Genomic DNA, 26,590 nt, shown 5'->3' on the forward strand with positions numbered 1-26,590 from the left:
TTGACGAATAAACATGAATAAAGCGCTTAATCAGTCTTTTTTCGAATTTGTTAAATAAACTGACACCGATTTATATTTATGGACATCGGGAAGCAAGCAGCGTTATGTTATCTCTCTTCCCGACTCATTTGACTACCAAGGAGGAGTTTGATGTCCACATTGTCCATGAAAGTCATGAAAGCGGTTCTTGCCCTTGGAGTCACCGCCGCGGCTGCGGCCCCGGTCGTACGCCTGCCCGGCGCTTCCGCGGCGGAAACGGTCCCCGGCACGGTCGTCGCGAGCACGCCGGCTCCGGCGGGAACTTCCGCGGCCCCGGCCGCCAAAACGCTTCCCAAAGTCGAAGTGATCGCTACCGGCGGCACGATCGCCGGACAATCCGCCGATGCCACGAGCTTCGCCAACTACCGGGCCGGCACGCTGCTGATCGCGGACATGGTCGCCGAGCTTCCGGATAAAAACAAGATCGCGCAGGTCAGTACATACCAATTCGGCAATTCCGGTTCGAGCGCTTACAGCATTCCCGACCTGTACGACCTGTCGCTGCGCGTGGACAAAGCGCTTGAAACGCAGGATGCCGTCGTCGTCACAAGCGGCACGGACACGATGGAAGAAATCGCCTACTTCCTCGATTTGACGGTTCGCAGCTCCAAGCCTGTCGTCGTCACCGGCTCGATGCGTCCCTGGACCGTAATCGGCAGCGACGCGCAGGCCAATCTGTACAACGCCATCAAGCTTGCGGCAAGCGGCAAAACGGAATACTTCGGCACGGTGCTCATGCTGAACGACGAGTTCCACGCCGCGCGCGAAGTGACGAAATCGAATGCTTACCGGACCGACACGTTCGTCACGCCGGAACTCGGCGCGCTCGGTTATATCGACGAAGCCGGCGTGCGCGTCTACCGCGCGCCGTATCGGGCGCTGCTGGGCGCGGCCGATTGGAAAACGCCGTTCGATCTCGCCAAGCTCGACAAAAAAAGCCTGGCCAAAGTCGAGATCGCCTATTCGTACCAGGATGCCGGCGCAGGCGCCATCTCCGCGTTTGTCGCGGACGGAGCCGACGGCATCGTGACGGCGGGCACCGGCGCAGGCGGCATTTCGCGGGCGATGAGCGCCGAGCGCACCGCGGCGATCGCGGAGCACGATACGGTCTTCGTCGCCACGACCCGAACCGGATCGGGCAGCAACTACTCCAGCGGCGCCAATATCATCGCCGGGGACAATCTGAACGCGGTGCATGCCCGCCTGATGCTGCTGCTGTCGCTGTCGTTCTCCAGCGACTTCGACACGATCAAAGGCTGGTTCGACACGTACGGAGCCGGACAGGTGAGCGTACCGAAAAAATAATGCCTGAAGAGGCGCGGCCCCGCGCCTATCGGTTCGCACGCAAAAACCCCGGGACGTCAGGCGTCCCGGGGTTTTTGCGTGCGCTTCAGGCGGACGAACGTGGCTGGACCTCCTTCAGGTCCGATCCTTCATTCGGGCTATTCGGATCATTCGAACGATTTGGGCCATTCGGACGATTCGGACCATTCGGACCATTGGAACTATTGGGATCAACCCGGCCAGCCTCCGGTTAAATCGCCGGTCACGTGAAAGTTCGTGCCGTAAGCGCGCATCCGCAGCTTCTCGGCGATCCGCCGCGAAGCCGCGTTGTCGTGCGAAGTGCTGTACAGCGGCAGCAGCCCTTCGGCCTGCGCCTGCTCCGCCCAGGCCAACACGCAGGCCGGGCCCAGCCCCTGTCCGCGGAAAGCGGGCGCCGTCTCCAGGCCGGCTTCCGCGGCCTCTTCGCCTCGGCGCGCGGCGAAGCAGACCGAGACGGCGATGCCGTCAAGCGTCGCCATCGCCATCGGCAGGCGCGCGCTCCACGCCGCGCGCAGCCGCGGAAAATGCGCGCCGAGCGCCTGCGCGCTGCCGGCATGCACGGCTTCGACGCGGACAGGCCGCGGCAGCTTCGCCGCGCTGCCGAAGGTCGGTCCGGTCCGGATAAGATAAGCCGGACCGGACCAGACGGCGCGAACGCGCAGGCCGCCGCCGAGCGCGCGCAGCGCGGCGCCCGGATCGGCTTCGCGATCGAGCTGATGCGCAATGCGGCGTTCGGCTGACGCGGACAGTCCGTCCGCGAACCGCAGCAGCCGGACGCCCGGCGCGGAGCTGACGAAGAACAGCGGCGCTTCTCCTCCGCCGGGTTCGTTGACCGCGGCGAGCCGGCCGTTCGGCGTATGCACGAACAGCGTTCGCGCCTGCCGATCCATGAGATCGTAATCTTGCATTTGTTTAAACTTGTCTTCTCGCTCGGACTTGTCTTCGTGCAAAGCGATCCTCTCCTTCCGTTACCCTTCTATATGAACTTTCCCGAAAACTTTTCCGATACTTTCTCTCGCTCCTTTTCGTAGGGCCAACGACCGATGTTTTGTATAAAAAACCATTTTGTTAGCTTTATCTTACCAAAAGTCGGGTAATATTAAAAAGTAAAGCTTGGTTGAAAGCTGCCGAGCCGCAAATTTATGAAGCGGAAAGGAGAAGCCGTTTGTCCCTACTCCATCTCTTGACGCTGTCGCCGTTCCTGCTCGCCGCTCTGCTCCCGCTGCTCGGGAAAGCGGTCCCCCGTCTGCACAAAGGATGGTTTGCCGCCGCATTGTCGGTGCTGGTCTTCTCAGCCCTGCTCGGTTATTCGGCCGATATTCGCGCCGGTTCCCCGATTAACGAAACGTTTGCCTGGATCCCGTCCTTGGGCATCTCGTTCACCCTGTATCTCGACGGATTGTCTCTCCTGTTCGCCCTCATGATTACCGGAATGGGAGCCCTCGTCTCCCTCTATTCGATTGCCTATATGGATGCTTCCAAAGATCCGCTGACGCGATTTTACGTCTTTCTTCTGGTGTTCATGGGCGCGATGCTCGGACTCGTGCTGTCGGATAACCTACTGACTCTGTATGGTTTCTGGGAATTGACCAGCATCACGTCATTCCTGCTGATCGGCTACAACCACGAGAAGCACAAATCGCGCTACGGCGCGCTCAAATCGATGCTGATCACGATGGCGGGCGGACTCGGCCTGCTCAGCGGCTTTATCCTGCTGTACGTGATGAGCGGCACTTACCGGATTCGCGAACTTTTCGAAGCCGGAGCGCCGCTGGCCTCGCATCCCCTGTTTCTGCCGGCGATGATCCTGATCCTGTTCGGCGCTTTTACCAAATCGGCGCAGTACCCGTTCCATATCTGGCTGCCCGACGCGATGGAAGCTCCGACCCCGGTAAGCGCGTACCTGCATTCCGCCACCATGGTCAAGGCGGGACTGTATCTCGTCGCGCGGATGAGCCCGGTGTTCGCCGGCGCGTCCGAATGGTTCTGGATCGTCTCACTCGGCGGACTGATCACGCTGCTGTACGGCTCGGTCGCCGCGGTCAGGCAGACCGACCTCAAAGGCATTCTGGCCTATTCGACGATCAGCCAGCTCGGCCTGATTATGTGCCTGCTCGGCCTGTCTTCGCTGGCGGGCGTGTTCGAAGGCGAAGAACGCATGCTGTATGCCGCGGCCGGCACCGCCGCCATTTTCCACCTGCTCAACCATGCCGTGTTCAAAGGCGCGCTGTTCATGGCCGCCGGCATCGTCGATCACGAGACCGGCACGCGCGATATCCGCAAGCTTGGCGGACTCGCCCAGCTGATGCCGGTCACGTTCACGATTTCGCTGTTCGGCGCGCTCTCGATGGCCGGGCTGCCTCCGTTCGGCGGATTCCTCAGCAAGGAAATGTTCCTTGAAGCGGTGGTCGAACCGCTGCATGCCGGGGTGTTCGGACTGGAGACGTGGGCCGCGCTGTTCCCGGTCATCGCCTGGATCGCGAGCGTGTTCACGTTCGTCTATTCCGTCTTGTTCGTGTTCCGCACCTTCCTCGGTCCGCGAAAAAAAGCGCTGCGCAGCAAGAAGATTCACGAGGCGCCGCCGCTGATGTATATTCCGCCGGCGATTCTCGCGGTTCTTGCGCTCGTGCTCGGGCTGTTCCCGGGTCTCGTCGCCTATTCGCTCGTCCGCCCGGCGGCCGAAGCGATGATGCCGATCGTGACCGCTTCCGGGGAAACCCTGCCGCTTGATATCAAGCTGTGGCACGGCTTCACGCCGGCGCTGTGGATGACGATCGGCGTGATCGGCGTCGGCACCGCGCTCGCGCTGACGGTCCGATACTGGATCAAGCTGTATTCGTTCGTGCCGCGCCGCATGTCGATCAACCGCTTTTACGATTCCAGCCTGCGGTTCTTCGAACGGATCACGGTGCGCGTCACCGCGCTCTATATGAACGGTTCTTCGCGCAGCTACGTCAAATACATTCTCGGCTTCATGATGCTCGTGCTCGGCTTCATCCTGTTCAATTCGACCGACATCACGTTCCGGGTCGGCGCGTACGCGCAGATCGCCCCGTACGAATGGGTCATCTTGCTCGGACTGGCCGCCGGAGCGCTTGCGGTTCCGTTCGCCAAATCGCGGCCGGTCGCGATCATCCTGACCGGTACGGTCGGGTACATGATGACGCTGATGTTCGTCTTCCTGCGCGCGCCGGATCTTGCGCTGACGCAGATGGTCGTCGAATCGATCTCCGTCACGCTGTACCTGCTGTGCTTCTACCATCTGCCCAAGCTGCGCACCGAGCAGCAGGCTGTCCGGTTCCGGCTGCCCAACTTCCTCGTGGCGATTGCCGTCGGCGTCTTGATGACACTCGTCGCGCTCGCGGTGCTCGGCACCAATCCGTTCGATCCCGTCTCGGATTACTACGTGCGCGAAAGCTACGAATCGGCCGGCGGCAAAAATATCGTCAACGTCATTCTCGTCGACTTCCGCGGCTTCGATACGATGATCGAGATCATGGTGCTTGGCGTCGCTTCGCTCGGCATCTATAACATGATCAAGCTGCGGCGCAAAGCGACCGACGTCGGTTCGCGCCACGTCTCCCACGAAGGAGACGAGTCCGACGACGACGCGGCCCTGTTCCGCCGATCGCAGTACGGACATGACGGTCCCGGCGAAGACGTGCACGAAAGAGGGTCTTCCCACGAAGATTTCGGTCCGCACGCTTCCGACTCCGACGCTCCTTCCGAAGGCGATGCCGAGGATCTGGACGAAGTCGATGCGGCCGACGGGGCCGACGGGGCCGACAGCGTCGGCGAACGCCCGAAAGGAGGAAATTCCGATGCCTAGAGGCAGCGATATTTTCCTGCAAAACATTTCCAAAATCGTCGTCTTCATCGTTCTGGCTTTTGCCCTGTACCTGTTCTTCACCGGCCACGGCAGCCCCGGCGGCGGATTTATTGCCGGGCTGATGAGCGCGGGCGCGCTGCTGCTGCTGGCGCTCGCCTACGATATCGAAACGGTGCGCAAAGTCATTCCGTTCGATTTCAAGCTGATTACGGCGCTCGGCCTGCTGATCGCCCTGTGCACCGGAACCGGTGCCCTCTTTTTCGGGGAGCCTTTCCTCAAGCATGCTTTTGGTTATTTCCAGCTCCCCCTGCTCGGCAAGACCGAGCTGCATACCGCTTTGATCTTCGATCTGGGCGTGTATCTGGCCGTCGTGGGCGTAACCATGACGATTCTGCTCACGATTGGGGAGGATAGCTGATGGAAGTCATTGTAGCCGTGATCGTCGGCGTGCTGTTCGCCGTCGGCATTTATCTCATTTTGACCCAGGATCTGCTGCGCATCGTACTCGGCACTTCGCTGCTGACCCATGCCGTGCATCTCCTGTTAATGGCCATGTCCATGCTCAAGACCGGCGCGGCGCCCCTGCTGGGCCGTGGCAAAGAACAATTCGTCGATCCGCTGCCGCAGGCTTTGATTCTGACGTCGATCGTCATCAACTTCGGAATCACCGCCTTCTTCCTCGTCTTGTCCTACCGGGCTTACCAGAAGCTCGATACGACCGACATGGAACGGATGCGCAGCGAATCGTCCAGACACAGGGGGCGTCGCCAATGAACAACTGGGTAGTCGCTCCGATGCTCATCCCGCTGTTTACGGCGGTCATCCTGATCTTTCTGCACAACAAGCTGAAGCTTCAGCGCTGGATCAGCCTGCTGAGCGCCCTGCTGAACGTGGCCGTGGCCGTGTTCCTGCTGTACCAGGTGCAGCATACCGGCATCCAGACGCTCAATATGAGCGGCTGGGCGCCGCCGTACGGCATCGTGCTCGTGGCGGACATGTTCGCGGTCCTGCTCGTGCTGACCGCTTCGATCGTCACCGCCTGCTGCCTGCTCTACTCGTTCCGCGGGATCGACGAGCAGCGCGAACGCCATTATTTCTATTCGCTCGTGCACTTTATGATCGCCGGCGTCAATGGCTCGTTCCTGACCGGCGACCTGTTCAACCTGTTCGTCTGCTTCGAACTGATGCTCATGTCTTCCTATGCGCTGATCGTGCTCGGCGGAACGAAGCGGCAGTTCCGGGAGACGCTGCATTACATCCTGATCAACGTGCTGTCGTCCACGCTGTTCGTCGCTTCCGTCGCTTACCTGTACGGCGCGACCGGCACGCTCAATCTGGCGCATCTGTCGATGCGCATCGCCGAGAGCGGCCAGACCGGACCGATCACGGTCGTCTCCGCGCTGCTGCTCGTCGTGTTCAGCGTCAAAGCCGGGCTGTTCCTGTTCTTCTGGCTGCCCGGCTCCTACGGGGCGCCGCCCGCCGCGATCTCCGCGCTGTTCGGCGCGCTGCTGACCAAGGTCGGGATGTACGCCCTGATCCGCACGTTCACGCTGATCTTCTATCACCAGACCGAAGTGACGCATATGCTGATCGGCACGATGGCGATCGCCACGATTGTGCTCGGAGGATTCGGCGCCGTGTCCCAGACGAACGTCAACCGGATTCTCGGCTACAACGTTATCGCCAGTATCGGCTTCATGTCGCTTGCGCTGTCCGTCTCCAACGAAGACGCGCTCAAGGGAGCCGTATTCTATCTCGTGCACGACATGATCGTCAAAGCGCTGCTGTTCCTGCTGGCCGGCATTCTCGTGGCCGAGACGGGCACCGAGCGGATCAACCGGATGGGCGGCGTGCTGACCCATTCCCCGCTGCTCGGCTGGATGTTCCTGATCGCTTCGCTCGCCGTCGTAGGGGTTCCCCCGCTCAGCGGATTCCCGGGCAAGCTGCTTATTATTCAGGGCAGCCTGGAGAACGGCCAGTACGTCATCGCCGCGGCCGGCGTGCTGCTGAGCTTGATGCTGCTGTACTCGCTGATCAAAATTTTCATTCTTGCGTTCTGGGGCAAACCCCGCCGGCCGCGCGAAGCGCAGTGGAAACAATCGCGCAAGCTGCTGCTCGGTTCCGCCCCGTTGATGCTGCTGATCGTGCTGCTCGGCCTGTTCGCCGAACCGGTCATGCCGTATATCGAGAGCGCTTCGAATGTGCTGATCGATCCGACGATCTATATTCAAGCCGTATTTAAGGAGTAGATGCCCTTGGCTTTTCAACTGCTGCTCAATCTCGCGATCGCTTTCGTCTGGATGCTGCTCATGCGCGACATGACGATATCGGGCTTCCTCGTGGGCCTGCTGATCGGATTGCTGCTGATGACGCTGATGCGGCGATTTTTCCCCCGGCCTTTTTATCCGCGCAAAGTGTGGGCCTGCGTCAAACTGCTCGGACTGCTGCTCAAAGAACTGGTCGTGTCTTCGTTCGCCGTCATTCGCCAGATCGTCAAGCCGAAGCTGACGCTGTCTCCGGGCATTTTCGCTTACGAGACGGAACTGCATCCCGGCTGGGAACTGACGCTGCTGTGTGCGCTGATGAACCTGACGCCGGGCACGCTGCTGCTCGAAGTCAGCCATGACGAGAAGACGCTGTACATTCATGCCATGGACATGCAGGAAGCCCACGGCGTAGAGAAACATATCCGCGAAACGTTCGAAAAAGCGATCATGGAGGTGACCCGAAGCTGATGCAAACCGTCCTGCTGATTTCGATGATCCTGCTGGCGCTGGCGATCGGCGGCTGCCTCTACCGGGTGCTCAAAGGCCCTTCGATCGCCGACCGAATCGCGGCACTCGATACGATCGGCGTCAACGTCGCCGCCGAAGTCGCTGTTGCAGGCGCCTATATGCGCTCTACCGCGTACTTCGAACTGGTGCTGCTGATCGGCATCCTTGCTTTTCTCGGCACCGTGGCGTTGGCCCGTTACATGGAAAGGGGGCGGGTGCTGAATGCTCCAGACGATTCAACTGATGATTGAATGGATCTCGGTGCTGCTGATCCTGCTGGGCGCCCTGCTCAGCGTGTTCAGCGCCTACGGCCTGATCCGGCTGCCGGACGTATACCTGCGCTCCCATGCGGCCACCAAAAGCTCCACGCTCGGCGTTCTCTGCGTGCTGACCGGCGTGTTCCTGTATTTCGCGTCCAGCATGCAGACGGCCAGCATGAACATTTTGCTCGGTATCGTCTTCTTCTTCATCACGGCGCCCGTGGCCGGCCATCTGAACGGCCGGGCCGCGCACCGAAGCGGGGTGCCGCTGTGGACCGGCAGCATTCAGGACGAGCTGGCCGAAGCCGCCGAGGCGTCGGGCGTGCCCGATGCCGGCACTTCGACGGCCGAGCTTGCGCCGGGCGCCCTGCCCGACGAAATGCCGGGCGGTCCGCCTCCGGCGGAGAAGCCCGGCGAACGCCGCGGCGGCCGGCAGGAGCCTCCGGAGCCGGACGATTTATGAAGCCCGAAGTCCGGCGAACACCGCGCATACAGCGCTGCTTACAGAGCGCTGCTTACAGAACGCCGCGCACATTTCCCAAAATCAAAAAGCGCTTTTCGGCGCGAGAGGTTCTTTCCGTGGAAAGAACCTCTCGCGATCGAAAAGCGCTTTTGTGCGTGCCGCGACAATCCGGCTGCCGCGGCTTATGTATCGGTGCCGCAGTGATCGACGAGGCAGCCGCCGAGCCACCGGGCCGGCGGAATACACCGGCTGACCCCCACCGTTAAGGCTTGCGGAACGTCAGGCGGTACATGAGACCTTTGCACACTTCTTCGTAGCGGACGTCCAGCATGCCGGCCGGCAGCATGCGCAGCACGTCCGGCCGCGGAAGATCGCCGGGCTTCGCCAGCGAAATGCGCGGCCGGCGCACGCGGGTACGCCGGTCGACCTCGTCGGCGACCAGAATACGGGTGCCGCTTTTGGCTACGCGGATCATCTCGCGCAGCGCCAGAGCCGGATCACCGAACTCGCTCAGTCCGCCGATATGGTACACGCAGTCGAACGTATCGCCGCGAAAAGGCAGATGTTCCGCTTCCCCGTGGATCAGCTCCGCCTCGGTGCCCCATTCCCGCAAATGCCGCGCCGCCTGCCGCAGCATGGCTGGAGACAGATCGAGCCCGTACAGATGCGCGCCCGCAGGCAGCAGCGGCAGATTGCCGCCCGTGCCGACCGACACTTCGAGCACGCGTTCGCCGCGCCGGACGTCCAGCTGCGACAGGAACGTCCAGCGATAATGGATCTCTCCGCCGAAGCGCAGCTTCAGGTACAGCCGGTTCGACACCGCGTGAAAACGCGCGATCCGGTCGTACAGCGCCATCGCCCTGGCATTGGACAGCCGCATCTCCTGCGGACGAATCGCGTAGACGAAGCCGTCTTCGGTACGCGGCGGCGAATAGGCTCCCGCTTCGCCGTCGCCGGAGAAACGCGTCGAATCGAACATGGACATTCCTCCCGACTTCTTCAAGCCGACTTTTGCGCCCCGACGCCGCAATGCCGTGAAGCGCGGCACCCTGTGCGGACAGCGGCGCTACAACGACTCCACGTAATCTTTGGCTTCCTTCAGGGACAGGTTATACCTTTCTCTCGCTTCCTTGATCGCTTCGATCTTGCGGCCTTTGGCTACGAGCGTGCGCAGCTCCTCGTCGCCGCCCGCGGCCGTGCGCGGCCCCCGTTCCCCTTCCTGCATCCCGGAAGGCGCCGGGCGGTACAGACGCGGCCCCGAAGCGATCCGGTCGATCTCCTCGCGCAGCTGCCTCACGTCGAAGCGCAGCCGAATCACCATCAGCATCAGCGAAAAGACGATAATCGCCAGCACGATCGTCGCGTAATCGAATTCCATACTTTTCGCCCCCTCTTCTGAACTTGCTTGCATGCAACGACAAAACGGCAGGCGCCCGGGCGCCTGCACGATCGGGAAGAGAACGCCGCACGCTCTCTTTTCCCCTGTCCGTACTTATTCATTATACACGGCCGCCCAACATTTGACCCGGCCGCCGGGCCACTTCGCGTTACCGTGTCGTCAACGGACGCGCCATTTTCTCGTTCAGGATGTCCTGAAAACTTTTTTCCTTGTCCGTATCGGCTGCTTTTTGCGGGGTTACCGTAGCCTGTGCTCTGAAGTGATGGGGGTTGAAGGCCATCAGATTATGTATGCTCAAGTTCATGTTCGCTCTCTCCTTCTGCCGCTTCCGCAGCTGTTATCAGTCGCTCGCTTTCTCGTTACGACTATATAACCGGACCCCGCCGCAAATAAACCGATTTCACGCTTTTCAGGGATAAAGGTCTACGGTTTCGGAGCAAATTGCAACCGCAGCCACAGTGCATGAGACTTGGTGACTAGAGAGCAAGAAAACGTCCTTTTTTTGTAAAAAAGGCTATATACAAGCGTAAACCAAGTCTATCGTCTGCCGAAAAGTGTAAAAAACCCGGCACTTGGAATCATAAGAAAGAGGTTCTAGGTATAAACGTTTACAAACGTAAACTTCTGGTAAACGCCGCAGGCAGCGTGTATAATCAGCATAGCCAATTCACACCGGGCGTTAGATTCAGGGAAAGGAATGGAAACTCTTTTATGAAATCAACCGAGAAATGGGGCGCTTTCGTCCTCAGCGCAGCCGTGCTGCTGAGCGCCCCCGGTTATGCGCACGCCGCCGGAATCGTCGCGGACGGCACGCTTCCCCAGCCCAGCTGGACGTCCGCTTCCGTCTACGACACTTCGTCCGCATCGGCGCATGATGTCCGTTTCGTCAAATCGCGCGGCCTCGTCTACACCCACACTGTGCAAAACGTCAAAAAAAGCTCGTCCAAAACTTCCTACGACTGGTACCTGGAGACCGTGACCGCTTTCGACGCCTCGACAGGCGCGCAGAAATGGTCGCGGACTTTTCATGACAAAGCGGGTCCGTACACGATCGCAAGCTCCCTCCTGTACGCCGGCGACGGCACGCTGTACTTCACCGGCACCTTCTCCGACAAGACCCAGACGCTGTACGCGCTCAAGCCGGACGGCCGGCAGCTCTGGAGCCGCCCTCTTCCGTTCGGCAGCGACGTGTACCTGCTCGGCGACGAAAGCCTGCTGATCGCGTCGCAACTCGGCACGGACAGCCGCGGGACAGCCAAAACAGCGGTGGTCCGCTGCGGCTCCGACGGCCGAACGCTCGCTTCGAAGACGTTGACGGGCCGCGTACTGACTGCCGAAGGCGGACGCATCGTGGTCGACGCCAGCCGCCTCGTCAAAAGCGGCGGCGTCTGGGACCGCTCCCCGAGCCCGTCCGTCGAAGTGTACATGCCGGATCTCAAGCGCGTGTACGCCTACAAGTTCCCGCCCAGCATCAACCTGCTCGGCGACGGCGGCGGGCCGCCGATTCTCGTGCAGGCCGACGGCACCGTCATCTTCCGCGGTTCGATCGCCGGAACGGTCAACAAGCTGATCGCTTTGTCGCCGCAGGGCAAAGTACTCTGGGGACGCACGATTCCGGCCGACTCCGTTATCGCTTCGACAGGCAGCGGCTACGTCACGTATTCGAATCGCACGCTGACCGCGTTCACGCTCGGAGGCAAGCTCGCCGAGCGCAAGCTCGACGATCAGCCCGGCCAGATCGTCGTGCTGGAACAGTCCGACGACGGCGGGCTGCAGATCGATATGGCCGACACGCTGTACGTGCTCGATCCGGACAAACTGGAGATCGTGCAGGCCGTATCGAACCGTCCGCTGCGTTCCGATTACGCGTTCGCTTACGCCGGAGGCACGCTGTATGCTGCGGAGAACGGTTCGCTCGTCAAATACGTGTTGGAAAAATCCAAGAGTTAAAAAAGATAAGCCGCATCGAAGACGGGTTCCTCGCTATGAAGACGGGTTCCTCGCTATAATGAGGAAACCCGTTTTTTGTTAGGCCCGACGCCGCTTTTCCAAGCAGAATCCCCTTATGAAAGCGCTGTTGAAAATACCTTTATTCAGATTGTTTCAAAATAAAATTGGTAACTTGTTATTCAAATGCTTGCTAGAAGGTTAAGTTGTAGTTGAGCAAACAAAAACATAAGCGGAGGCGATACAAAATGGGTATCATTTGGTCGTTAATTATTGGCGGCATCATCGGTTGGTTGGCCGGACTCATCGTGGGCAGAGACATTCCTGGCGGTATCATCGGGAACATCATCGCCGGATTCATCGGTGGTTGGCTCGGTGGAGTAATTCTGGGTGAACTCGGTCCGGAAATCGGCGGATTCTACATCATTCCGGCATTGATCGGCGCTATCGTACTGGTAGCCGTAGTCAGCCTGATCATGCGTTCGATGGGTCGTAGAAACCGGGCGTAACCGTCACGTATCTTTCCCCCTTCGGGTACGCCGCGTACACTTACTCGATTTCTTCCAAGCGCATGCGTACCGATAAAAAAGAGCACATTCCGTTAACCGGAAATGTGCTCTTTTTTTTTGCGTTTTGCAGCGTGACGCGGCGAAGTTCGCAGCAGATGCTTTCGCCTTCCGGCTTCGCTGGAGCAGCCGCAAAATTATGCCGGCTCAGTTGGCCGTCTGCAGCTCGCGAAAATGTTCGACGGCCTGCTTGACGCCGCCGGTCAGCTCGGACAATCCGCCGACCGTCTCGGACAGCTGCTGCATGCCCGACAGCTGCTCTTCCGCCGCCTGCTGCACCGTCGCCACTTCTTCCGACGTGCTGGCCGCCATCTCTTCCGCGCGGGCAATCGTGTCGCTCACCTGTTCGGTATGGGCGGCAATTTGTTCCACCGCGGCGGAAACGTCCTGCATCTGCACGTTCACTTCGTCGACCGCCGCCTGGATAAACTGGAACGAACGTCCGGCTTCTTCAAGCGAACCGATACCCTGCTTCATGTCGTCGGCGACGCGCGAAGACGTTCCGACGACTTCGTTCGTGTCCTGCTGGATGCTCGCATTGATCGTCGAGACGCGCTTGGCCGACTCCGAAGATTGCTCGGCCAGCTTGCGCACTTCCGACGCGATGACGGAGAAGCCCTGTCCGTAATCGCCCGCGCGGGCCGCTTCGATCGCCGCGTTCAACGCAAGCAGATGGGTCTGCGACGCGATCTCGGTAATGATGCTGACGAAATATTCGATCTCGCCCGATTTCTCGTCGAGACGATTGACCTGCGTGAGCAGCGTCTGGATCGTGCCGTCGGTCTTGCGCACTTGCTCCATCGCGTCGACCAGCTGGCCGTAACCGGTGGATGCCTGTTCCGAAGTGACGAGCGTCGCGCTGGCTACTTCGTCGGCGCTTCCGGCGACCTGCTGCACCGCCGCGGTCATCTCGTTCGTCGTCCGCGCGATTTCCTTCATGTTCTCGCTCTGTTCAAGCGAGCGCGCGGACGCGCTGCGGGCCGACTCGGCAATCAGGTCGGAGACGAACACGCCGACGTCGGCGCTCGATTTGACCTGCTCCACGTTCTGGTCGATGTCCAGCAAATAGGTTTGCATGCGTTCCATCGTTTTGTGCGACGCCTGGCCCGGCTCGTGCGATTCGGTGCTTTCCGCCGTCTCTCCCGCGCCGGACGCGGCGAACATGCCGTTCATCTGCGACGCTCTGCGATCCGCTTCGCGCAGCACGAGCACGATGCCCGCCACGAACGCTCCGCCGCCCAGTACGGCGCCCAGAATCAGGCCCGGCACGAAGCTCCCCCAGCCTCGTCCCGGCATCATGAACAGCAGCGCGATCAAGACTTCCAACAGGGCAACAGCTCCCGCCCCGATCCAAATCATGCGTTTATTGGTTTCCGTATTCATGGTTTCCCCCACTACTCCCTTATTTTGCGGTCCGTCCCGTCTATGCGAAACGTTTCGAACTACCGGCTCCCCCAACAACGTCCACAAAAAAAGCCCGGCATGCCGGGCTTGCTTCCGCCGAGCCGGGGACGTGCCCCGGCTCGGACTTTTTGCTGCGTGTATCGAATTAGCTGTTCAGGTAAGCTTCCGCGTCTTCGAGCTTTTCGAACGAAACGACGATATCGCCGAACATACGCTTCATCTGCATTTTCGACACGGCGGAACCGGTGTAGTATGCCCATTTGGTCAAGCCTTTTTCGACGGACATTTCGCCCAGCGGAGCAAGTGCCACCGCGACTTCCTGCGTGAACAGTTTGCCTTTGCTCAGGTCGGTCAATCCGGTAAAGCCGGGCTTAACCTTTTTCATCGCTTCGGTGTACTCTTTTTGGTACGAAGACACTTCGTCCATCGTGATGCTCTCTACGGTACAAACTACGCGATTTTTGGCTGGAAAATATTCAATCTTAAACATGGTAAATCCCCCTCGATTCAATGATAGACCTTCTTATACAGTGTACTAAAAAATTTGTCGAATTCAAAGAAAAAAATTGCATATTTCCTTTAAAGTTCTTCATTTTCATTCAAGTGTAAATATTTTGTAACCTTAATCCAAAAATCCGGTTTGTTTCGCATAAGCCATCATGCGCCGCGTCATCGCTTCGTCCATCGCTTTCCATTCGAACCCGAGCTTTTTCAAGTAAGCCGTAGTGCGGTCCGACGCGATTTCGAACGAGGTCTGAATCTGGGCGCTTTCCAGCCAGCCGTAATGCAGCATGATTTTGTCGATCTCTTCGCGCGACTCGCCCGCCGCAAATTTCTCGCCGATCTTGTCGACAAATTTTGCAAATTCGAGCGTTTGGATCGGACGTCCGACCTGTTCTTCGCTCAAAATCCGGTGCATGCTTTCCAGGTTCGGATTCAGCAGATGGAAAATTTCGTTCTGCAAACTTTCCGGCCGCATGAGCAGCAGGATCGACCGGCTGATTCCGTCCACGTACGAGAAGTCCGTATCCGGCTGCATGTCCGGCACGAGGCCGAGCCGCACGAACGACTGCATCATCGTATAGAACGCGTTTTCCGCGATATTTTCCTGAAAGCGGCCCGTTTCCGAATGGAACACGACGTTGCCGAGGCGGTAAATGCTCGTGCGCAGTCCGCGCTGTCTGGCTTCGACGACTTTTTGCTCGGCTTCATATTTCGTTTTCGCGTAATAGTTCTCGTATTCCTGTCCGAGGTCGAGATCGTACTCGCCGAAGAACGCTTCGCTGCGCTCCGCAATGATGCCGGTCGCCACGCCGAGCGTGGACACATGGTGCACGTCTTTGCGGCGCCCGGATTCGGCCAGTTCCAGCAGCCGCTCCGTCGCCTCGACGTTGTGCCGCTTGAAGTCTTCGTAACTGCCGTAATGCTTGACCGTCGCGGCCGCGTGCACGATAGCGTCGATCTCCGATTGCAGCGCGGCATACGCCTCCTCGCCGAGCCCCATCGCCTCTTCCGACAGGTCGCCGGCGAAGACGACCAGGCGCGAACGCCGACCGTTCAAAGCTTCGGCGCCGAAATAGAAGCCGAGCTTCGCTTGAAGACGCCCGAAAGCGGCTTCGTCGTCTTCCCCGCGCACGATCGCGTACACGGTCCAGTCGGTATGCTCCAGCATGTCGCGCAGCAGATGCGCGCCGACGTATCCGGTCGCTCCCGTCAGCAGGACGCTGCGGTAATCGCGCAGCTGCGCGACGTCGACCGCTTCCGCGTCCCGGCGGGCGCGGTCCAGATAGCTCCGGCGGTCTTCGACGAGCGTATCTTCGCCGCTGCGCAGGCTCGCTTCCTTGAGTTCCGCCAGCTTCTCCGCGATCCGGCCCGAAGCCGGCTTGACGACCGCGGCCAGCGCCGACAGCGTCTGATGCTCGAACACGTCGTTGATGCTCAGTTCGAACTGCTCCTGCAGGCGCGCGACCATGACGGCCGCCTTCAGCGAATGGCCGCCGAGTTCGAAAAAGTTGTCGTGCCGGCCGACCCGGCCGATGCCGAGCACCGTCTGCCACACTTCGGCGATCCGGCGCTCCGCTTCGGACTGCGGCGCCGCGTATTCGGTTCCCGTCGCAAGTTCGCCCGGCTGAGGCTCCGGCAGCGCGCGGCGGTCGATCTTGCCGTTCGGTGTCAGCGGCATGCTGCCCAGCTGCACGAAGTACGAAGGAATCATGTAATCCGGCAGGCGTCCCGCCAGATGGTCGCGCAGTTCGCGCTGGGACGGCTGGGCGGGAGAAGCGGTATAGGCGCACAAATACTTGCCGCCCGTGCCGTCTTCCTTGGCCAGCACGATCGTTTCCTTGACGGACGGATGTTCCAGCAGCGCCGTCTCGATCTCGCCGAGTTCGATGCGGAAGCCGCGGATCTTGACCTGATGGTCGAGGCGGCCGAGGAATTCCAGGTCGCCGTCGCTGTTCCAGCGGGCCAGATCGCCGGTCTTGTACATGCGCCCGCCCGCTTCGAACGGATCGGGCAGATAGCGCTCAAGCGTCAGCTCCGGCTGGTTGTAATAGCCGCGCCCCACGCATTCGCCCGCGATATACAGCTCGCCGGCCGCGCCTCTCGGCTGCAGCTGAAGAGCGTCGTTGAGCAGATAGACGCGCGTGTTGGCTATCGGCTTGCCGATCGGAGGCAGCTCGGGGATATCGCCCGACGGATCGACCGTATGGGCGGTCGCCACGTGCGTCTCCGACGGTCCGTAATGATTGTGCAGGAAAATGCCGTTGCGGCGCAGATGCTCCCGGAATTTCTCCGGCACGACCAGCTGCTCGCCCGCCGTGACGATATGGCGAATGCACGTCGGGAACCGTTCTTCGTATTCTTTTTCGCTCAGGATGAACTTCAGGAACGAGACCGGCATGAACAGGACGCCGATCTGCCGCTCTTCGATCAGATTCAGCAGCTCGCCGACTTCGCGCCGCGTCTCGCTGCGGATCATGCACAGCGTGCCGCCCGCGACCAGCGTCGACCAGATCTCCTGCGAGCACACGTCGAAGCTCAGCGTCGTGAACTGCAGCACCCGGCCCGAATAGTCGATATTCGTGCGCGTATATTCGTGATGCAGCAGATTGACCATGTTGCGGTGCTCCAGCATGACGCCTTTTGGACGGCCGGTCGTGCCGGACGTGTAGATGACGTACAGCAGATCGGCGGCGGCGCTGCGATCGCGCGGATTGTCCGTCCGCGGCGAGTAGGCTTCCGCTTCGTCGAGGCAGAGGCTCTGCCCCGCGAAATCGACCTTGCCGACCAGATGCCGCTGGGTCAGCAGCAGGTCCGATCCGCTGTTCTCCAGCATGTAGCGGATCCGGTCTTCCGGGTATTCCGGGTCGATCGGCACGTACGCGCCGCCCGCTTTGAGAATGCCGAGCAGGCCGATGATCATCTCCGGCGAACGATCTACCATCAATCCTACCAGGTTATCGGCAGCCGTGCCTTTTTCGATAAGCGTATGCGCCAAGCGGTTGGCCCGTTCGTTCAGCTCCGCATAGGTCAGCGTCACGCCTTCGAACGTCACGGCCGGATGCTGCGGCCGTTCGACGGCGCGGCGCTCGAACGCTGCCTGAATCGTCAGCGTCCGTTCATACGGCGAAGCCGTATCGTTCAGCCCGAACGCCAGGTCGGCGCTGTCTTCGCGGCTCAGCATCGGCAGTTCGTGCAGCGCGCGGTGTTCGTTGCTTGCGGCCGCTTCCAGCAGCGCCGCGTACTGATTCGCCATCGACCGGATCGTCGATTCGTCGAACAGCTCGGTGCAGTATTGGAAATCGACCCGGATGCCGCTCTCGTGCTCGGTCACGTCGGCCATCAGATCGTATTTGGCGATCTTCGGCGCGTACGTCGACACCGCGGTCAGGCCCCCTTCCAGCTCGGGAGCCAGGCTGCCGGTGTTCTGCATGACGAACATCGTATCGAACAGCGGACTGCGCCCGCCGATCCGCGGAACGTTCAGCTCGTTCACGAGCTCGCCCAACTCGTATTCCTGATGGTCGAACGCACCGAGCAGTTCGGCCCGGACTTCTTCGAGGTAGCGGGCGAACGTTTTGCGTTTGTCCGGGTACGTCCGCAGCGGCAGCGTGTTGACGAACATGCCGATGACGCCGTGCAGTTCTTCGCGGCCGCGGTTCGCGACCGGTACGCCGACGATCAGGTCTTCCTGGCCCGCATAGCGGCTGAGCAGCGTGCCGTAGGCGGCCAGCATGACCATAAACAGCGTCGTGTTCGTCCGCTCGGCCAACTGCTTGAGATCGGCCTGCAGCTCCGCCCCGATCGCCGTATGCAGCGTATCGCCCCGGAAGCTCTGTTTGTCCGGACGGGGCTTGTCGGTCGGCAGTTGAAGCATCGGCAGCTCGCCCGACAGGCGCTCCCGCCAGTAGCCGAACTGCGATTCGCGGATCGCCGATGCGCCTTCGCGCTCGTACCAGACCGCAAAGTCCTTGAATTGAGCCGGCGCGCTCTCCGGGAATTCGCCGCGGTAAATCTGCGACCATTCTTCGAAAAAGACGTGCATCGAGACGCCGTCCACGGCGATATGATGGAAATCGAGCAGGATGAAATGCAGATGTTCCCCGCACGACACAAGTCCCGCCCGCATCAGCGGCGCGGCGCCCAGATCGAACGGACGCACGAAGTCGTCCATCAGCGCCCGGACGTCTTCTTCCGGCGCCTGCATAACGTCAAGGCGCAGCTCCACGTCCTGATGGACGCGCTGCACGATCGCTTCGCCGAGCAGTTCGAACGACGTCCGCAGCGCTTCGTGCCGCAGCATCAACTGCTGCAGCGACCGCTCAAGCTTCGCGGCGTCCAGTTCGCCTTCGACGCGCAGCAGCACCGGCGCGTTGTACGCCGTGCCGGCGCCTTCCATCTGTTCGATCAGGAACAGGCGGCTCTGCGCCGGATAAGCCGGATAACGCCCGTCCGCCGATTCCGGCGCGGACAGTACCGGCAGCTCCGGCGCCGGCGCCGCTTCGCCCGCGCGGCTCGCAATCTCGGCCGCCTGCGCCCGGACCGTCGTATATTCGAACAGCTCGCGAATCGACAGCTTCGCGCCGAACCGGCGCTCGATCCGCGCGCTCAGCATGGCCGCCTGCAGCGAATGCCCGCCGATCTCGAAGAACGAGTCCGCCGCGCCGAAGCGGTCGTGGCCGAGAATGCCGCTCCACAGCGCATGCAGCCCTTCTTCGGTCTCCCCGACCGGAGCCGCGGAACCGGCCGACCGGCGCATCTGCGGCTTGGGCAGCGCGCGCCGGTCGATCTTGCCGTTGGCGTTGACCGGCAGCTTCGGCAGCGTGACGAAATGCGCCGGGACCATGTAATCCGGCAGCATCTCTCCCAGATCGGCGCTCCACTGCGCGTGGCTGCGCTCCGCATCCGCTTCGACATAGGCGCACAGATAGGCGTCGCCGCGCTCGTCGCTGAGGGCGACGACGACGCAGTCGCGCACGCCTTCGCGCTCCAGAATGCGCTGCTCGATCTCGCCGATCTCGATCCGGAAGCCCCGGATCTTGACCTGATGGTCGAGCCGGCCGAGAAATTCGATCGTGCCGTCCCGTTTCCAGCGGGCCAGATCGCCGGTCCGGTACATGCGCGCTCCTTCGCGGTACGGATGGGCCGCGAACTTCTCCGCCGTCAGTTCCGGACGGTTGAGGTAACCGCGCGCCAGACCGTCGCCGGCGACGCACAGTTCGCCCGCGACGCCGATCGGCTGCACATGGCCGTAGTCGTCGAGGATCAGGATCTGCGAGCCGCGTACCGGCTTGCCGATCGGAATATTGTCTTCCATCTCGGTCACGAGATGGGACGTGGTCACGATCGTGTTCTCGGTCGGACCGTAGCAGTTGTGCAGCTCGTACGGCCGCGGGCGGAACGTCTTGAGCTTGTCGCCGCCGGTCAGCAGGACGCGCAGCGAATAATTGTCCTGGTCCATGAACTGCTCGCACAGTTGGGTCGGCAGGAACGCGGCGGTGATGCCTTCCGCGTTGAAGTAATCGTTCAATCCCGCCGGATCGAGACGCAGGTCTTCCGGAATCATATGGATCGAAGCTCCGCTCAGCAGGTACGGGAAAATTTCCCAGACCGAGGCGTCGAAGCCGAATCCGGCATACTTGACGGTCCGGTCTTCTTCGGTGATCCGGAAATGGTCGATATGCCACTGCGCCAGGTTGATCAGCGAGCGATGCTCGACCACGACGCCTTTCGGCGTGCCGGTGGAACCCGACGTATAGATCACGTAGGCGGGATCGTCGGGCGCGCCGAGATCGCCGGCGTTTCCGGCCGGCGCTGTCCAATCGCGGCCGTTGTCGACGCGCAGCGAAGGTCCCGCGTAAGCGGCCGGCGCCTCAAGGCCCGGCGTGAGCAGCAGCAGCCCTGCGGCGCTGTCTTCGAGCATGAAGCGCACCCGTTCCTGCGGGTATTCGGGATCGATCGGCAGGTAGGCGGCGTCGGTCTTGAGCACGGCCAGCACCGACAGTATCATTTCGGCCGACGGCCGGGCCAGAATGCCCGCGATGTCGCCGCGGCCGAGTCCCGCTTCGCGCAGTTCGGCGGCCAATACGTCGGAGCGCAGGTCCAGCTGGGCGTAGGTCAGCGCTTCGCCTGCCGCATGGATGACCGCCGCGCGATCCGGCGTCCGCGCCGCCTGCTCCCGGATCATCCGGTGGATCGGAACGTCCGCCTTGAACGGAGCGGCCGCGTCGAGGCCGCTCCAGAGATTGAGCAAAATTTCCCGTTCCTGATCGTCCAGCAGATCTTCGCGGCCGACGGCGGCTTCCGGGTCGGTGCTCATACGAACGACGATGCCCTGCAGATGCGCCAGCACTTCCTGCACGAAGTCTTCGCCGAAGACCGACCGGCGGAATGCGGCATGGGCGCGAATGCGCTCCGTGCCGGAGAAGACGATGAACAGGTCGCAGCCCGACGCCGCAAGCGCTTCGGCGGCGTTCAGCGCCGGATTCAATCCGATGCCCGTGTTATAGGGAAGCTCGATCGTGCCCGCGGCCTGCCACTGTCCGAGAACGGACGCCTCAAGCGGACGCTCCCCGCTCTCCCGCAGGGCGGCTTCCGCGCGTTCGGTACGTTCGCGCAGCGTATCCGCCGGATCGGCGCTCAGCAGCAGCGGAAAAGCGGCGTCCGCAGCCGAACTATGTACAGCGAACGACAATTCCCGGGCGCGCAAATAACGCTGCAGCAGCACCGACCACGCCGCAGGCAGCGCGCCTCCGCGCAGCAGGGCCGGATCGACAGCCAGAAAGTCGCGCTGCACGCTGCCGATTCCTTCCTCCGCCGTCGGCGGCGTCTCCCCGGCCAAACGCGTCTTTTCTTCGACGGCACGCAGCTGCTCCAACCAATATCGCTCGATTCCCGGAACCTGTTTCAACTCAACATTCATCGCTCTTGTTTTTCCCCTTCCGAGTATAATAACCTGTGTATTTTGTTGCTTCGCGGCTTGTAATCGGCTCCTTCAAGGGAGTCCATACAAAGTAACGGGCCAAACGTCAATAGGCACCAAGCTCCTTCTCCACTTCCCGAAAAAGACAGTCAAAAAGCAAAGAATTCGTTCTTCGTCCCTACGATACCAAAAAAACTCATACAAACTTTATCGGAACATGGACTGAAAAATGAAATAGTTTCAAGAAAAAAACCTCTTTTCATCCTTTTGACCCATTTTTTACGTCCAGCTTCAACCTCTCTGTCTTTCTTCCGTGCAAACGGGAAAGCGGGCACGTATAATGAACCTAAAAAACGAGGGACGATCATGACGGACAAAATCGATCTGGACAGACAGCGGCTCAGCATAGAGGCTGCGCGGCTCTACTATATGTCGGATTACAGCCAGCAGGAGATCGCGACCCGGCTCGGCGTTTCCCGCCCGACCGTCTCGCGCCTGCTCCAGCACGCCAAAGAGAACGGATTCGTCCGCATCAGCATTTCCGATCCGCTGGAAGATCTCGACGCGCTGGGCACGGAGCTTTCGCGGCGCTTCGGACTTCAGGCCGCACGCGTCTGCCATTCGCCGCAAAACGATTATCGCGAGATTCGCGGACGGATCGCGGCGGAAGCCGCGGCCTACCTGGACGAGACGATCCAGGACGGGGACATCATCGGCATCACCTGGGGCACGACGATGCACGCCCTCGCGCTCGGCCTGCGCCACAAGCCGGTACGGGGCGTCGAAGTCGTCCAGCTCAAAGGCGGCGTCAGCCATTCCCAGGTGCCGACCTACGCGGCGGAAACGGCCAACATGTTCGCCGAGGCGTTCGGCACCGTCGCCCGCTACCTGCCGCTGCCGGTTATCTTTGACAGCGTGGAGCTCAAGCGGATGGTCGAGGAAGACCGCCATATCCAGCGCATCATCGAGCTGGGCCGGCAGGCGAACGTGGCGGTATTCACGGTCGGCACGGTCGAAGAAGACGCCCTGCTGTTCCGCCTCGGTTACTTCGACGACCGCCAGAGGCAGAAGCTGCAGGCCACCGGAGCTGGCGATATTTGCTCGCGCTTCTTCGACGACCAGGGCCGGATCTGCAGCGAGGAAGTGAATGCCCGCACGGTCGGCATCGACCTGCCGGAACTGCGCCGCAAAGAAAAATCGATTCTCGTCGCCGGCGGCCCGCGCAAGATTCGCGCGATCCGCGCCGCTCTGGCCGGACGCTACGCCAACATTCTCGTCACCGATCAATTTACGGCGCTGTCGCTGCTGGCGGATTGAATTTGCCGGCCGAACGACCGATATAGACGGCAGGGCGCAGATCGACGCGCCCTGCCGTCTGCGCGAGACGGACGGCGCACGAACAGACCGAACGACGAACCCTCCGATTCACGGACTTATCGAAAGGTGCGGAATCCCCATGAACACTCGCCACTCCCTTCCCCGCTGCCTGCTGCTCTGCCTGCTGCTGGCCTGGACCGCCGGTTCGCTTGCGCCGGGTAGCGCGGCAGGCGCCGCTTCCCGCGAAGCGAACGGATTCTCGACCTGGGTCTGGAATCCGTGGCTGCTGCGCTCGTCGCCCGACGAACTGCTGCGCTTTGCGGCCGCAAACGGTGTGAAGACGCTCTACGTGCAGATCGACCCGGAACTTGCGGCGGCGGATTACGCGGCCTTTATCCGCCGCGCTTCGGCGCAGCGGATCGAAGTGCACGCGCTTGACGGCGCGCCGGCCTGGGCGACGGATCGCCGGCTGCCGGAAGCTTTCCTCTCCTGGCTGACCGGGTATCAGAACTCCGCCGATATGGATGAACGGTTCTCCGGCATCCATATCGACGTGGAACCGTATCTGCTGCCGGAATGGACGACCGGCAGGGAAGCGCTGCTGCAGTCCTGGAAGACCCACATGAACGTCGTGCTGGCCGGAGCGCGCAGACTGCGCCTGAGCGCCGAAGCCGATATTCCGTTCTGGTTCCACGAACAGGCTCTGCCCGGCGAGACCTCGACGCTGAGCGCCTGGATCATCGACCGTTTCGACGGCGTGACGATTATGGCTTACCGCGATTCCGCGGAAGCGATCGTCGAAGCGGCCCGCGCCGAACTGGCCGAAGGCGAACAGCTCGGCAAGCCGGTCCGGATCGCCGTCGAGACGAACCGCTCCGCCGAGACGCCCAAGGTCACCTTTTACGAAGAAGGCCCGGAGACGCTGAACGCCCAGTTGGAATCCGCGCGGCGGACACTCAAGCAAAGCCCGGCGTTCGCCGGCTTCGACGTGCACGATTACGAAGGCTGGAAAACGCTGCTATCCAAGCCGTCCGCGAGCCAACTGGCGGCGAAGCCGGCTGCGAAAAAGCCGGTCGCCAAAAAGAAATGAACAGCAGGCCCGCTGTCGTATGCCTCCCCTTGCGGAGGCGGACGATAGCGGGCTTTGTTGCGCTTTCATTTTCTTTGAACAAAATTTCATGTAACCTTTTGCATTTGTTCACGAAGATGGTATGATAGACATACATCCGAATCCGAAGGAGAGATCCAACATGAATCTTGCATCCATGATCGACCATACACTTCTGCGCGCCGACGCCGTAGAGAGCGAAGTCGCCAAGCTGATCGAAGAAGCGAAGACCTACAAGTTCGCATCCGTCTGCGTCAACCCGACGTGGGTCGCGTACTCGGCGGAACGTCTGGCCGGAACCGAAGTGAAAGTGTGCACCGTGATCGGCTTCCCGCTGGGCGCGTCCACGCCGGAGACCAAAGCGTTCGAGACCCGCGACGCGATCGAAAAAGGAGCCGGCGAGATCGACATGGTACTGAATATCGGCGCCCTCAAAAGCGGCAGCGTCGAACTGGCCGAACGCGATATCCGCGCAGTCGTGGAAGCGGCTTCGGGCAAAGCGATCGTCAAAGTCATCATCGAGACGTGCCTGCTGACCGACGAAGAAAAAGTGCTCGCCTGCGAAATGTCCGTCCGTGCGGGCGCCGACTTCGTCAAGACGTCCACCGGCTTCTCCACGGGCGGCGCAACGCCTGAAGACGTGGCCCTGATGCGCAAAACGGTCGGCCCCGACCTCGGCGTCAAAGCTTCCGGCGGCGTACGCAGCCGCGAAGACATGGAAGCGATGATCCAGGCAGGTGCGACGCGCATCGGCGCAAGCTCCGGCGTGAAGATCATGCAGGGCGGCCAGTCCGACTCTTCGTACTGATCGAAGTCTTCTTGCCCCCTGTCGTCGTTAGCTGCTGCCCGCTTCGCCTCATGGTCCCGTCGATCGTTGAACGGGACCTCGCGGCGGCGGACACTTGTAAGCGTTTCGCTCTTTGTTATCCATCCATGATCCCAGGAGGTCTTCCGCTATGAGCCATCCCATGAAAGAGCGTCTTATCGAAGCCGCGATCGAAGCCCGGTCGTCCGCTTACGTGCCTTATTCCCACTTCGAAGTCGGTGCCGCGCTGCTTGCCGGCGGCACCATCTACTCCGGCTGCAATATCGAGAACGCGTCGTTCGGCCTGACGAACTGTGCGGAACGCACCGCCATCTTCAAAGCCACTTCCGACGGCATTCGCCGGATTGAAGCGATCGCGATCGTGGCGGACACCGCCGGCCCGGTCTCGCCCTGCGGCGCCTGCCGCCAGGTTATTGCCGAGTTCGCCGACGAGCACACGCGCATCTACCTGACGAACCTGCACGGCAATACCGAGGAATGGACGATGGACCGTCTGCTTCCGGGATACTTCCAGGCCAAAGACATGGACAAAACGAACTAAACGCTTGACGGCTGTCTGCCGCGCTGCGAACGGCGGCGGACAGGTTATCGTCTTGTCCTTAATTTCGTTTTTTCACTGTTTTTGTAACCGCTTCAATCTTTTTCTTGCTTTTCATTTATGTGCTGCCCGTGTGGGCTACCCAAAAAAATAATTTCCGGGAGATCTGCGTCCATGAATATTCTTATCGCTCTGCTCGGCCTGGCCATCGTGTTCGGCCTCGCCTTCGTCGCCAGCAACGGCCGAAACAAAATCCGGTACCGTCCGCTGATCGTCATGATCGTGCTGCAGGCGCTGCTGGCGTTCCTGCTGCTCAACACCGTGCTCGGCACGACATTGATTACGTACGTATCCACAACGTTCGAAGCGCTGCTCGATTACGCAGGGGAAGGGATTACGTTCGTATTCGGCGGCGTGTTGGCTGAAAACAGAGCTTCGATCTTCTTCCTGAACGTGCTGATGCCGATCGTCTTCATCTCGGCGCTGATCGGTATTCTTCAATACCTGCGCATCCTGCCGTTCATCATCCGCTACATCGGGCTCGTGCTGAGCAAGATCAACGGCATGGGCAAGCTGGAGTCGTACAACGCAGTCGCGTCGGCTGTGCTCGGCCAGTCCGAAGTGTTCATTTCCGTCAAAAAACAGATCGGCCTGCTGCCCAAGCACCGGCTGTACACGCTGTGCGCCTCGGCCATGTCGACCGTCTCCATGTCGATCGTCGGCGCCTACATGACGCTCATTCCGCCGCAGTACGTCGTCACCGCGCTCGTGCTCAACCTGTTCGGCGGATTTATCATCGCTTCGATCATTAATCCTTATAAAGTCGAGCCGGAAGAAGATATACTGGAAGTGCAGGAAGAGGAAGAGAAGCAGTCGTTCTTCGAAATGCTCGGCGAGTACATCATGGACGGCTTCAAGGTCGCGATTATCGTGGCCGCGATGCTGATCGGCTTCGTCGCCCTGATCGCCATGCTGAACGGTATCTTCGCCGCGATCTTCGGCATCTCGTTCCAGGAAATGCTCGGCTACGTCTTCTCGCCGTTCGCTTTCGTCATGGGCGTGCCGTGGAACGAAGCCATAACGGCCGGCGGCATCATGGCTACCAAGCTGATGACCAACGAATTTGCCGCGATGGTAAGCCTGCAAACGCTGATCGAAGCCGGAAGCCTGAGCGACCGCACCATCGGCATCGTGTCCGTCTTCCTCGTCTCGTTCGCCAACTTCTCCTCGATCGGCATCATCGCCGGCGCGGTGAAAGGCCTGCATGAAAAACAGGGCAACGTCGTCGCGAGATTCGGCCTCAAGCTGCTGTACGGCGCGACGCTCGTCAGCATGCTGTCGGCGATCATCGTCGGATTGTTCATTTAACGCGCA

General features: G+C 60.8%; 22 protein-coding genes. 15 read left to right on the forward strand and 7 right to left on the reverse strand.

All coding sequences use genetic code 11. The features are described 5' to 3' along the window. Window positions 1-150 precede the first annotated feature (150 nt). Entirely contained in the window at window positions 151-1,344 is a 1,194-nt protein-coding gene (locus FFV09_RS04155; RefSeq protein WP_141446507.1) for an asparaginase, read from the forward strand. Between the two features lie 209 nt (window positions 1,345-1,553). On the opposite strand, the gene FFV09_RS04160 is transcribed toward FFV09_RS04155, so the two are convergent. After that, window positions 1,554-2,270 (reverse strand): GNAT family N-acetyltransferase, encoded by a 717-nt coding sequence (locus FFV09_RS04160; RefSeq protein ID WP_141446508.1) that lies wholly within the window; start codon window positions 2,268-2,270, stop codon window positions 1,554-1,556. A 257-nt stretch (window positions 2,271-2,527) separates the two neighbouring features. Here FFV09_RS04160 and FFV09_RS04165 point away from each other — a divergent pair, with 257 nt between their 5' ends. From FFV09_RS04165 to mnhG, 7 genes are read left to right on the forward strand one after another with little or no spacing between them, the layout of a single operon-like run. After that, window positions 2,528-5,191, forward strand: a complete 2,664-nt coding sequence (locus FFV09_RS04165) for a Na+/H+ antiporter subunit A (RefSeq protein ID WP_212635458.1) — start codon at window positions 2,528-2,530, stop codon at window positions 5,189-5,191. After that, the gene (locus FFV09_RS04170) at window positions 5,184-5,609 is read left to right on the forward strand and encodes a Na(+)/H(+) antiporter subunit B (protein WP_141446509.1); all 426 of its coding nucleotides are present in this window, start codon (window positions 5,184-5,186) and stop codon (window positions 5,607-5,609) included. Before FFV09_RS04165 ends, FFV09_RS04170 begins: the two co-directional genes overlap by 8 nt. Further along, complete coding sequence (locus FFV09_RS04175; RefSeq protein WP_141446510.1) at window positions 5,609-5,965, forward strand: Na(+)/H(+) antiporter subunit C; 357 nt, start codon at window positions 5,609-5,611, stop codon at window positions 5,963-5,965. Before FFV09_RS04170 ends, FFV09_RS04175 begins: the two co-directional genes overlap by 1 nt. Beyond that, complete coding sequence (locus FFV09_RS04180; RefSeq protein ID WP_141446511.1) at window positions 5,962-7,440, forward strand: Na+/H+ antiporter subunit D; 1,479 nt, start codon at window positions 5,962-5,964, stop codon at window positions 7,438-7,440. The genes FFV09_RS04175 and FFV09_RS04180 overlap by 4 nt, the downstream gene beginning before the upstream one ends. Window positions 7,441-7,446: 6 nt before the next feature. Beyond that, a complete protein-coding gene (locus FFV09_RS04185; RefSeq protein ID WP_141446512.1) occupies window positions 7,447-7,926 on the forward strand; it encodes a Na+/H+ antiporter subunit E in 480 nt (159 codons plus the stop codon). Further along, window positions 7,926-8,216, forward strand: coding sequence for a Na(+)/H(+) antiporter subunit F1 (locus tag FFV09_RS04190; RefSeq protein ID WP_141446513.1), 291 nt, complete (start codon window positions 7,926-7,928; stop codon window positions 8,214-8,216). Before FFV09_RS04185 ends, FFV09_RS04190 begins: the two co-directional genes overlap by 1 nt. Further along, window positions 8,188-8,688 (forward strand): monovalent cation/H(+) antiporter subunit G, encoded by a 501-nt coding sequence (gene mnhG, locus FFV09_RS04195; RefSeq protein ID WP_141446514.1) that lies wholly within the window; start codon window positions 8,188-8,190, stop codon window positions 8,686-8,688. Before FFV09_RS04190 ends, mnhG begins: the two co-directional genes overlap by 29 nt. Window positions 8,689-8,950: 262 nt before the next feature. On the opposite strand, the gene FFV09_RS04200 is transcribed toward mnhG, so the two are convergent. From FFV09_RS04200 to FFV09_RS23675, 3 genes are all read right to left on the reverse strand, one after another. Continuing rightward, a complete protein-coding gene (locus FFV09_RS04200) occupies window positions 8,951-9,667 on the reverse strand; it encodes a class I SAM-dependent methyltransferase (protein ID WP_170314929.1) in 717 nt (238 codons plus the stop codon). Window positions 9,668-9,754: 87 nt separating this feature from the next. Then, on the reverse strand, window positions 9,755-10,066 hold the full coding sequence (locus tag FFV09_RS04205; protein WP_170314930.1) for a ribosomal L7/L12 family protein: 312 nt from the start codon (window positions 10,064-10,066) through the stop codon (window positions 9,755-9,757). A 169-nt stretch (window positions 10,067-10,235) separates the two neighbouring features. Beyond that, entirely contained in the window at window positions 10,236-10,391 is a 156-nt protein-coding gene (locus FFV09_RS23675) for a hypothetical protein (RefSeq protein ID WP_170314931.1), read from the reverse strand. Window positions 10,392-10,798: 407 nt separating this feature from the next. Here FFV09_RS23675 and FFV09_RS04210 point away from each other — a divergent pair, with 407 nt between their 5' ends. Beyond that, a complete protein-coding gene (locus FFV09_RS04210; RefSeq protein WP_141446516.1) occupies window positions 10,799-12,037 on the forward strand; it encodes an outer membrane protein assembly factor BamB family protein in 1,239 nt (412 codons plus the stop codon). A gap of 245 nt (window positions 12,038-12,282) precedes the next feature. Continuing rightward, a complete protein-coding gene (locus tag FFV09_RS04215) occupies window positions 12,283-12,543 on the forward strand; it encodes a GlsB/YeaQ/YmgE family stress response membrane protein (RefSeq protein WP_141446517.1) in 261 nt (86 codons plus the stop codon). Between the two features lie 204 nt (window positions 12,544-12,747). On the opposite strand, the gene FFV09_RS04220 is transcribed toward FFV09_RS04215, so the two are convergent. The 3 genes from FFV09_RS04220 to FFV09_RS04230 all read right to left on the reverse strand — a co-directional run bounded on the left by FFV09_RS04220 (window position 12,748) and on the right by FFV09_RS04230 (window position 21,427). Beyond that, window positions 12,748-13,926: a methyl-accepting chemotaxis protein gene (locus tag FFV09_RS04220; protein ID WP_170314932.1), complete on the reverse strand. Its 1,179-nt coding sequence runs from the start codon at window positions 13,924-13,926 to the stop codon at window positions 12,748-12,750. A 223-nt stretch (window positions 13,927-14,149) separates the two neighbouring features. Next, window positions 14,150-14,494 (reverse strand): hypothetical protein, encoded by a 345-nt coding sequence (locus FFV09_RS04225; protein WP_141446519.1) that lies wholly within the window; start codon window positions 14,492-14,494, stop codon window positions 14,150-14,152. A gap of 132 nt (window positions 14,495-14,626) precedes the next feature. Beyond that, window positions 14,627-21,427 (reverse strand): non-ribosomal peptide synthetase, encoded by a 6,801-nt coding sequence (locus tag FFV09_RS04230; protein WP_141446520.1) that lies wholly within the window; start codon window positions 21,425-21,427, stop codon window positions 14,627-14,629. A 378-nt stretch (window positions 21,428-21,805) separates the two neighbouring features. On the opposite strand from FFV09_RS04230, the gene FFV09_RS04235 reads away from it, so the two are divergent. From FFV09_RS04235 to FFV09_RS04255, 5 genes are all read left to right on the forward strand, one after another. Further along, entirely contained in the window at window positions 21,806-22,744 is a 939-nt protein-coding gene (locus FFV09_RS04235; protein ID WP_141450323.1) for a DNA-binding transcriptional repressor DeoR, read from the forward strand. 139 nt (window positions 22,745-22,883) lie between these two features. Next, entirely contained in the window at window positions 22,884-23,834 is a 951-nt protein-coding gene (locus FFV09_RS04240) for a hypothetical protein (protein ID WP_141446521.1), read from the forward strand. Window positions 23,835-23,994: 160 nt separating this feature from the next. Next, a complete protein-coding gene (gene deoC / locus FFV09_RS04245) occupies window positions 23,995-24,660 on the forward strand; it encodes a deoxyribose-phosphate aldolase (RefSeq protein ID WP_141446522.1) in 666 nt (221 codons plus the stop codon). A 160-nt stretch (window positions 24,661-24,820) separates the two neighbouring features. After that, on the forward strand, window positions 24,821-25,219 hold the full coding sequence (locus FFV09_RS04250) for a cytidine deaminase (protein ID WP_141450324.1): 399 nt from the start codon (window positions 24,821-24,823) through the stop codon (window positions 25,217-25,219). Window positions 25,220-25,390: 171 nt separating this feature from the next. Then, window positions 25,391-26,584 carry a NupC/NupG family nucleoside CNT transporter gene (locus tag FFV09_RS04255; protein WP_141446523.1) on the forward strand — a complete coding sequence of 398 codons (1,194 nt, stop codon included), beginning with the start codon at window positions 25,391-25,393 and terminating at the stop codon, window positions 26,582-26,584. The last annotated feature ends 6 nt before the right edge of the window (window positions 26,585-26,590 follow it).

The sequence above is a fragment of the Saccharibacillus brassicae genome, assembly GCF_006542275.1.
Taxonomy (GTDB): domain Bacteria; phylum Bacillota; class Bacilli; order Paenibacillales; family Paenibacillaceae; genus Saccharibacillus; species Saccharibacillus brassicae.

What these genes read in the sequence shown, in the direction of transcription:
- FFV09_RS04155 (WP_141446507.1), top strand. Translation starts at nt 151, where the DNA reads ATGTCCACATTGTCCATGAAAGTCATGAAAGCGGTTCTTGCCCTTGGA.
- FFV09_RS04160 (WP_141446508.1), bottom strand. Translation starts at nt 2,270, where the DNA reads ATGCAAGATTACGATCTCATGGATCGGCAGGCGCGAACGCTGTTCGTG.
- FFV09_RS04170 (WP_141446509.1), top strand. Translation starts at nt 5,184, where the DNA reads ATGCCTAGAGGCAGCGATATTTTCCTGCAAAACATTTCCAAAATCGTC.
- FFV09_RS04175 (WP_141446510.1), top strand. Translation starts at nt 5,609, where the DNA reads ATGGAAGTCATTGTAGCCGTGATCGTCGGCGTGCTGTTCGCCGTCGGC.
- FFV09_RS04180 (WP_141446511.1), top strand. Translation starts at nt 5,962, where the DNA reads ATGAACAACTGGGTAGTCGCTCCGATGCTCATCCCGCTGTTTACGGCG.
- FFV09_RS04190 (WP_141446513.1), top strand. Translation starts at nt 7,926, where the DNA reads ATGCAAACCGTCCTGCTGATTTCGATGATCCTGCTGGCGCTGGCGATC.
- mnhG (WP_141446514.1), top strand. Translation starts at nt 8,188, where the DNA reads ATGCTCCAGACGATTCAACTGATGATTGAATGGATCTCGGTGCTGCTG.
- FFV09_RS04200 (WP_170314929.1), bottom strand. Translation starts at nt 9,667, where the DNA reads ATGTTCGATTCGACGCGTTTCTCCGGCGACGGCGAAGCGGGAGCCTAT.
- FFV09_RS04205 (WP_170314930.1), bottom strand. Translation starts at nt 10,066, where the DNA reads ATGGAATTCGATTACGCGACGATCGTGCTGGCGATTATCGTCTTTTCG.
- FFV09_RS23675 (WP_170314931.1), bottom strand. Translation starts at nt 10,391, where the DNA reads ATGAACTTGAGCATACATAATCTGATGGCCTTCAACCCCCATCACTTC.
- FFV09_RS04210 (WP_141446516.1), top strand. Translation starts at nt 10,799, where the DNA reads ATGAAATCAACCGAGAAATGGGGCGCTTTCGTCCTCAGCGCAGCCGTG.
- FFV09_RS04215 (WP_141446517.1), top strand. Translation starts at nt 12,283, where the DNA reads ATGGGTATCATTTGGTCGTTAATTATTGGCGGCATCATCGGTTGGTTG.
- FFV09_RS04225 (WP_141446519.1), bottom strand. Translation starts at nt 14,494, where the DNA reads ATGTTTAAGATTGAATATTTTCCAGCCAAAAATCGCGTAGTTTGTACC.
- FFV09_RS04230 (WP_141446520.1), bottom strand. Translation starts at nt 21,427, where the DNA reads ATGAATGTTGAGTTGAAACAGGTTCCGGGAATCGAGCGATATTGGTTG.
- FFV09_RS04240 (WP_141446521.1), top strand. Translation starts at nt 22,884, where the DNA reads ATGAACACTCGCCACTCCCTTCCCCGCTGCCTGCTGCTCTGCCTGCTG.
- deoC (WP_141446522.1), top strand. Translation starts at nt 23,995, where the DNA reads ATGAATCTTGCATCCATGATCGACCATACACTTCTGCGCGCCGACGCC.
- FFV09_RS04250 (WP_141450324.1), top strand. Translation starts at nt 24,821, where the DNA reads ATGAAAGAGCGTCTTATCGAAGCCGCGATCGAAGCCCGGTCGTCCGCT.
- FFV09_RS04255 (WP_141446523.1), top strand. Translation starts at nt 25,391, where the DNA reads ATGAATATTCTTATCGCTCTGCTCGGCCTGGCCATCGTGTTCGGCCTC.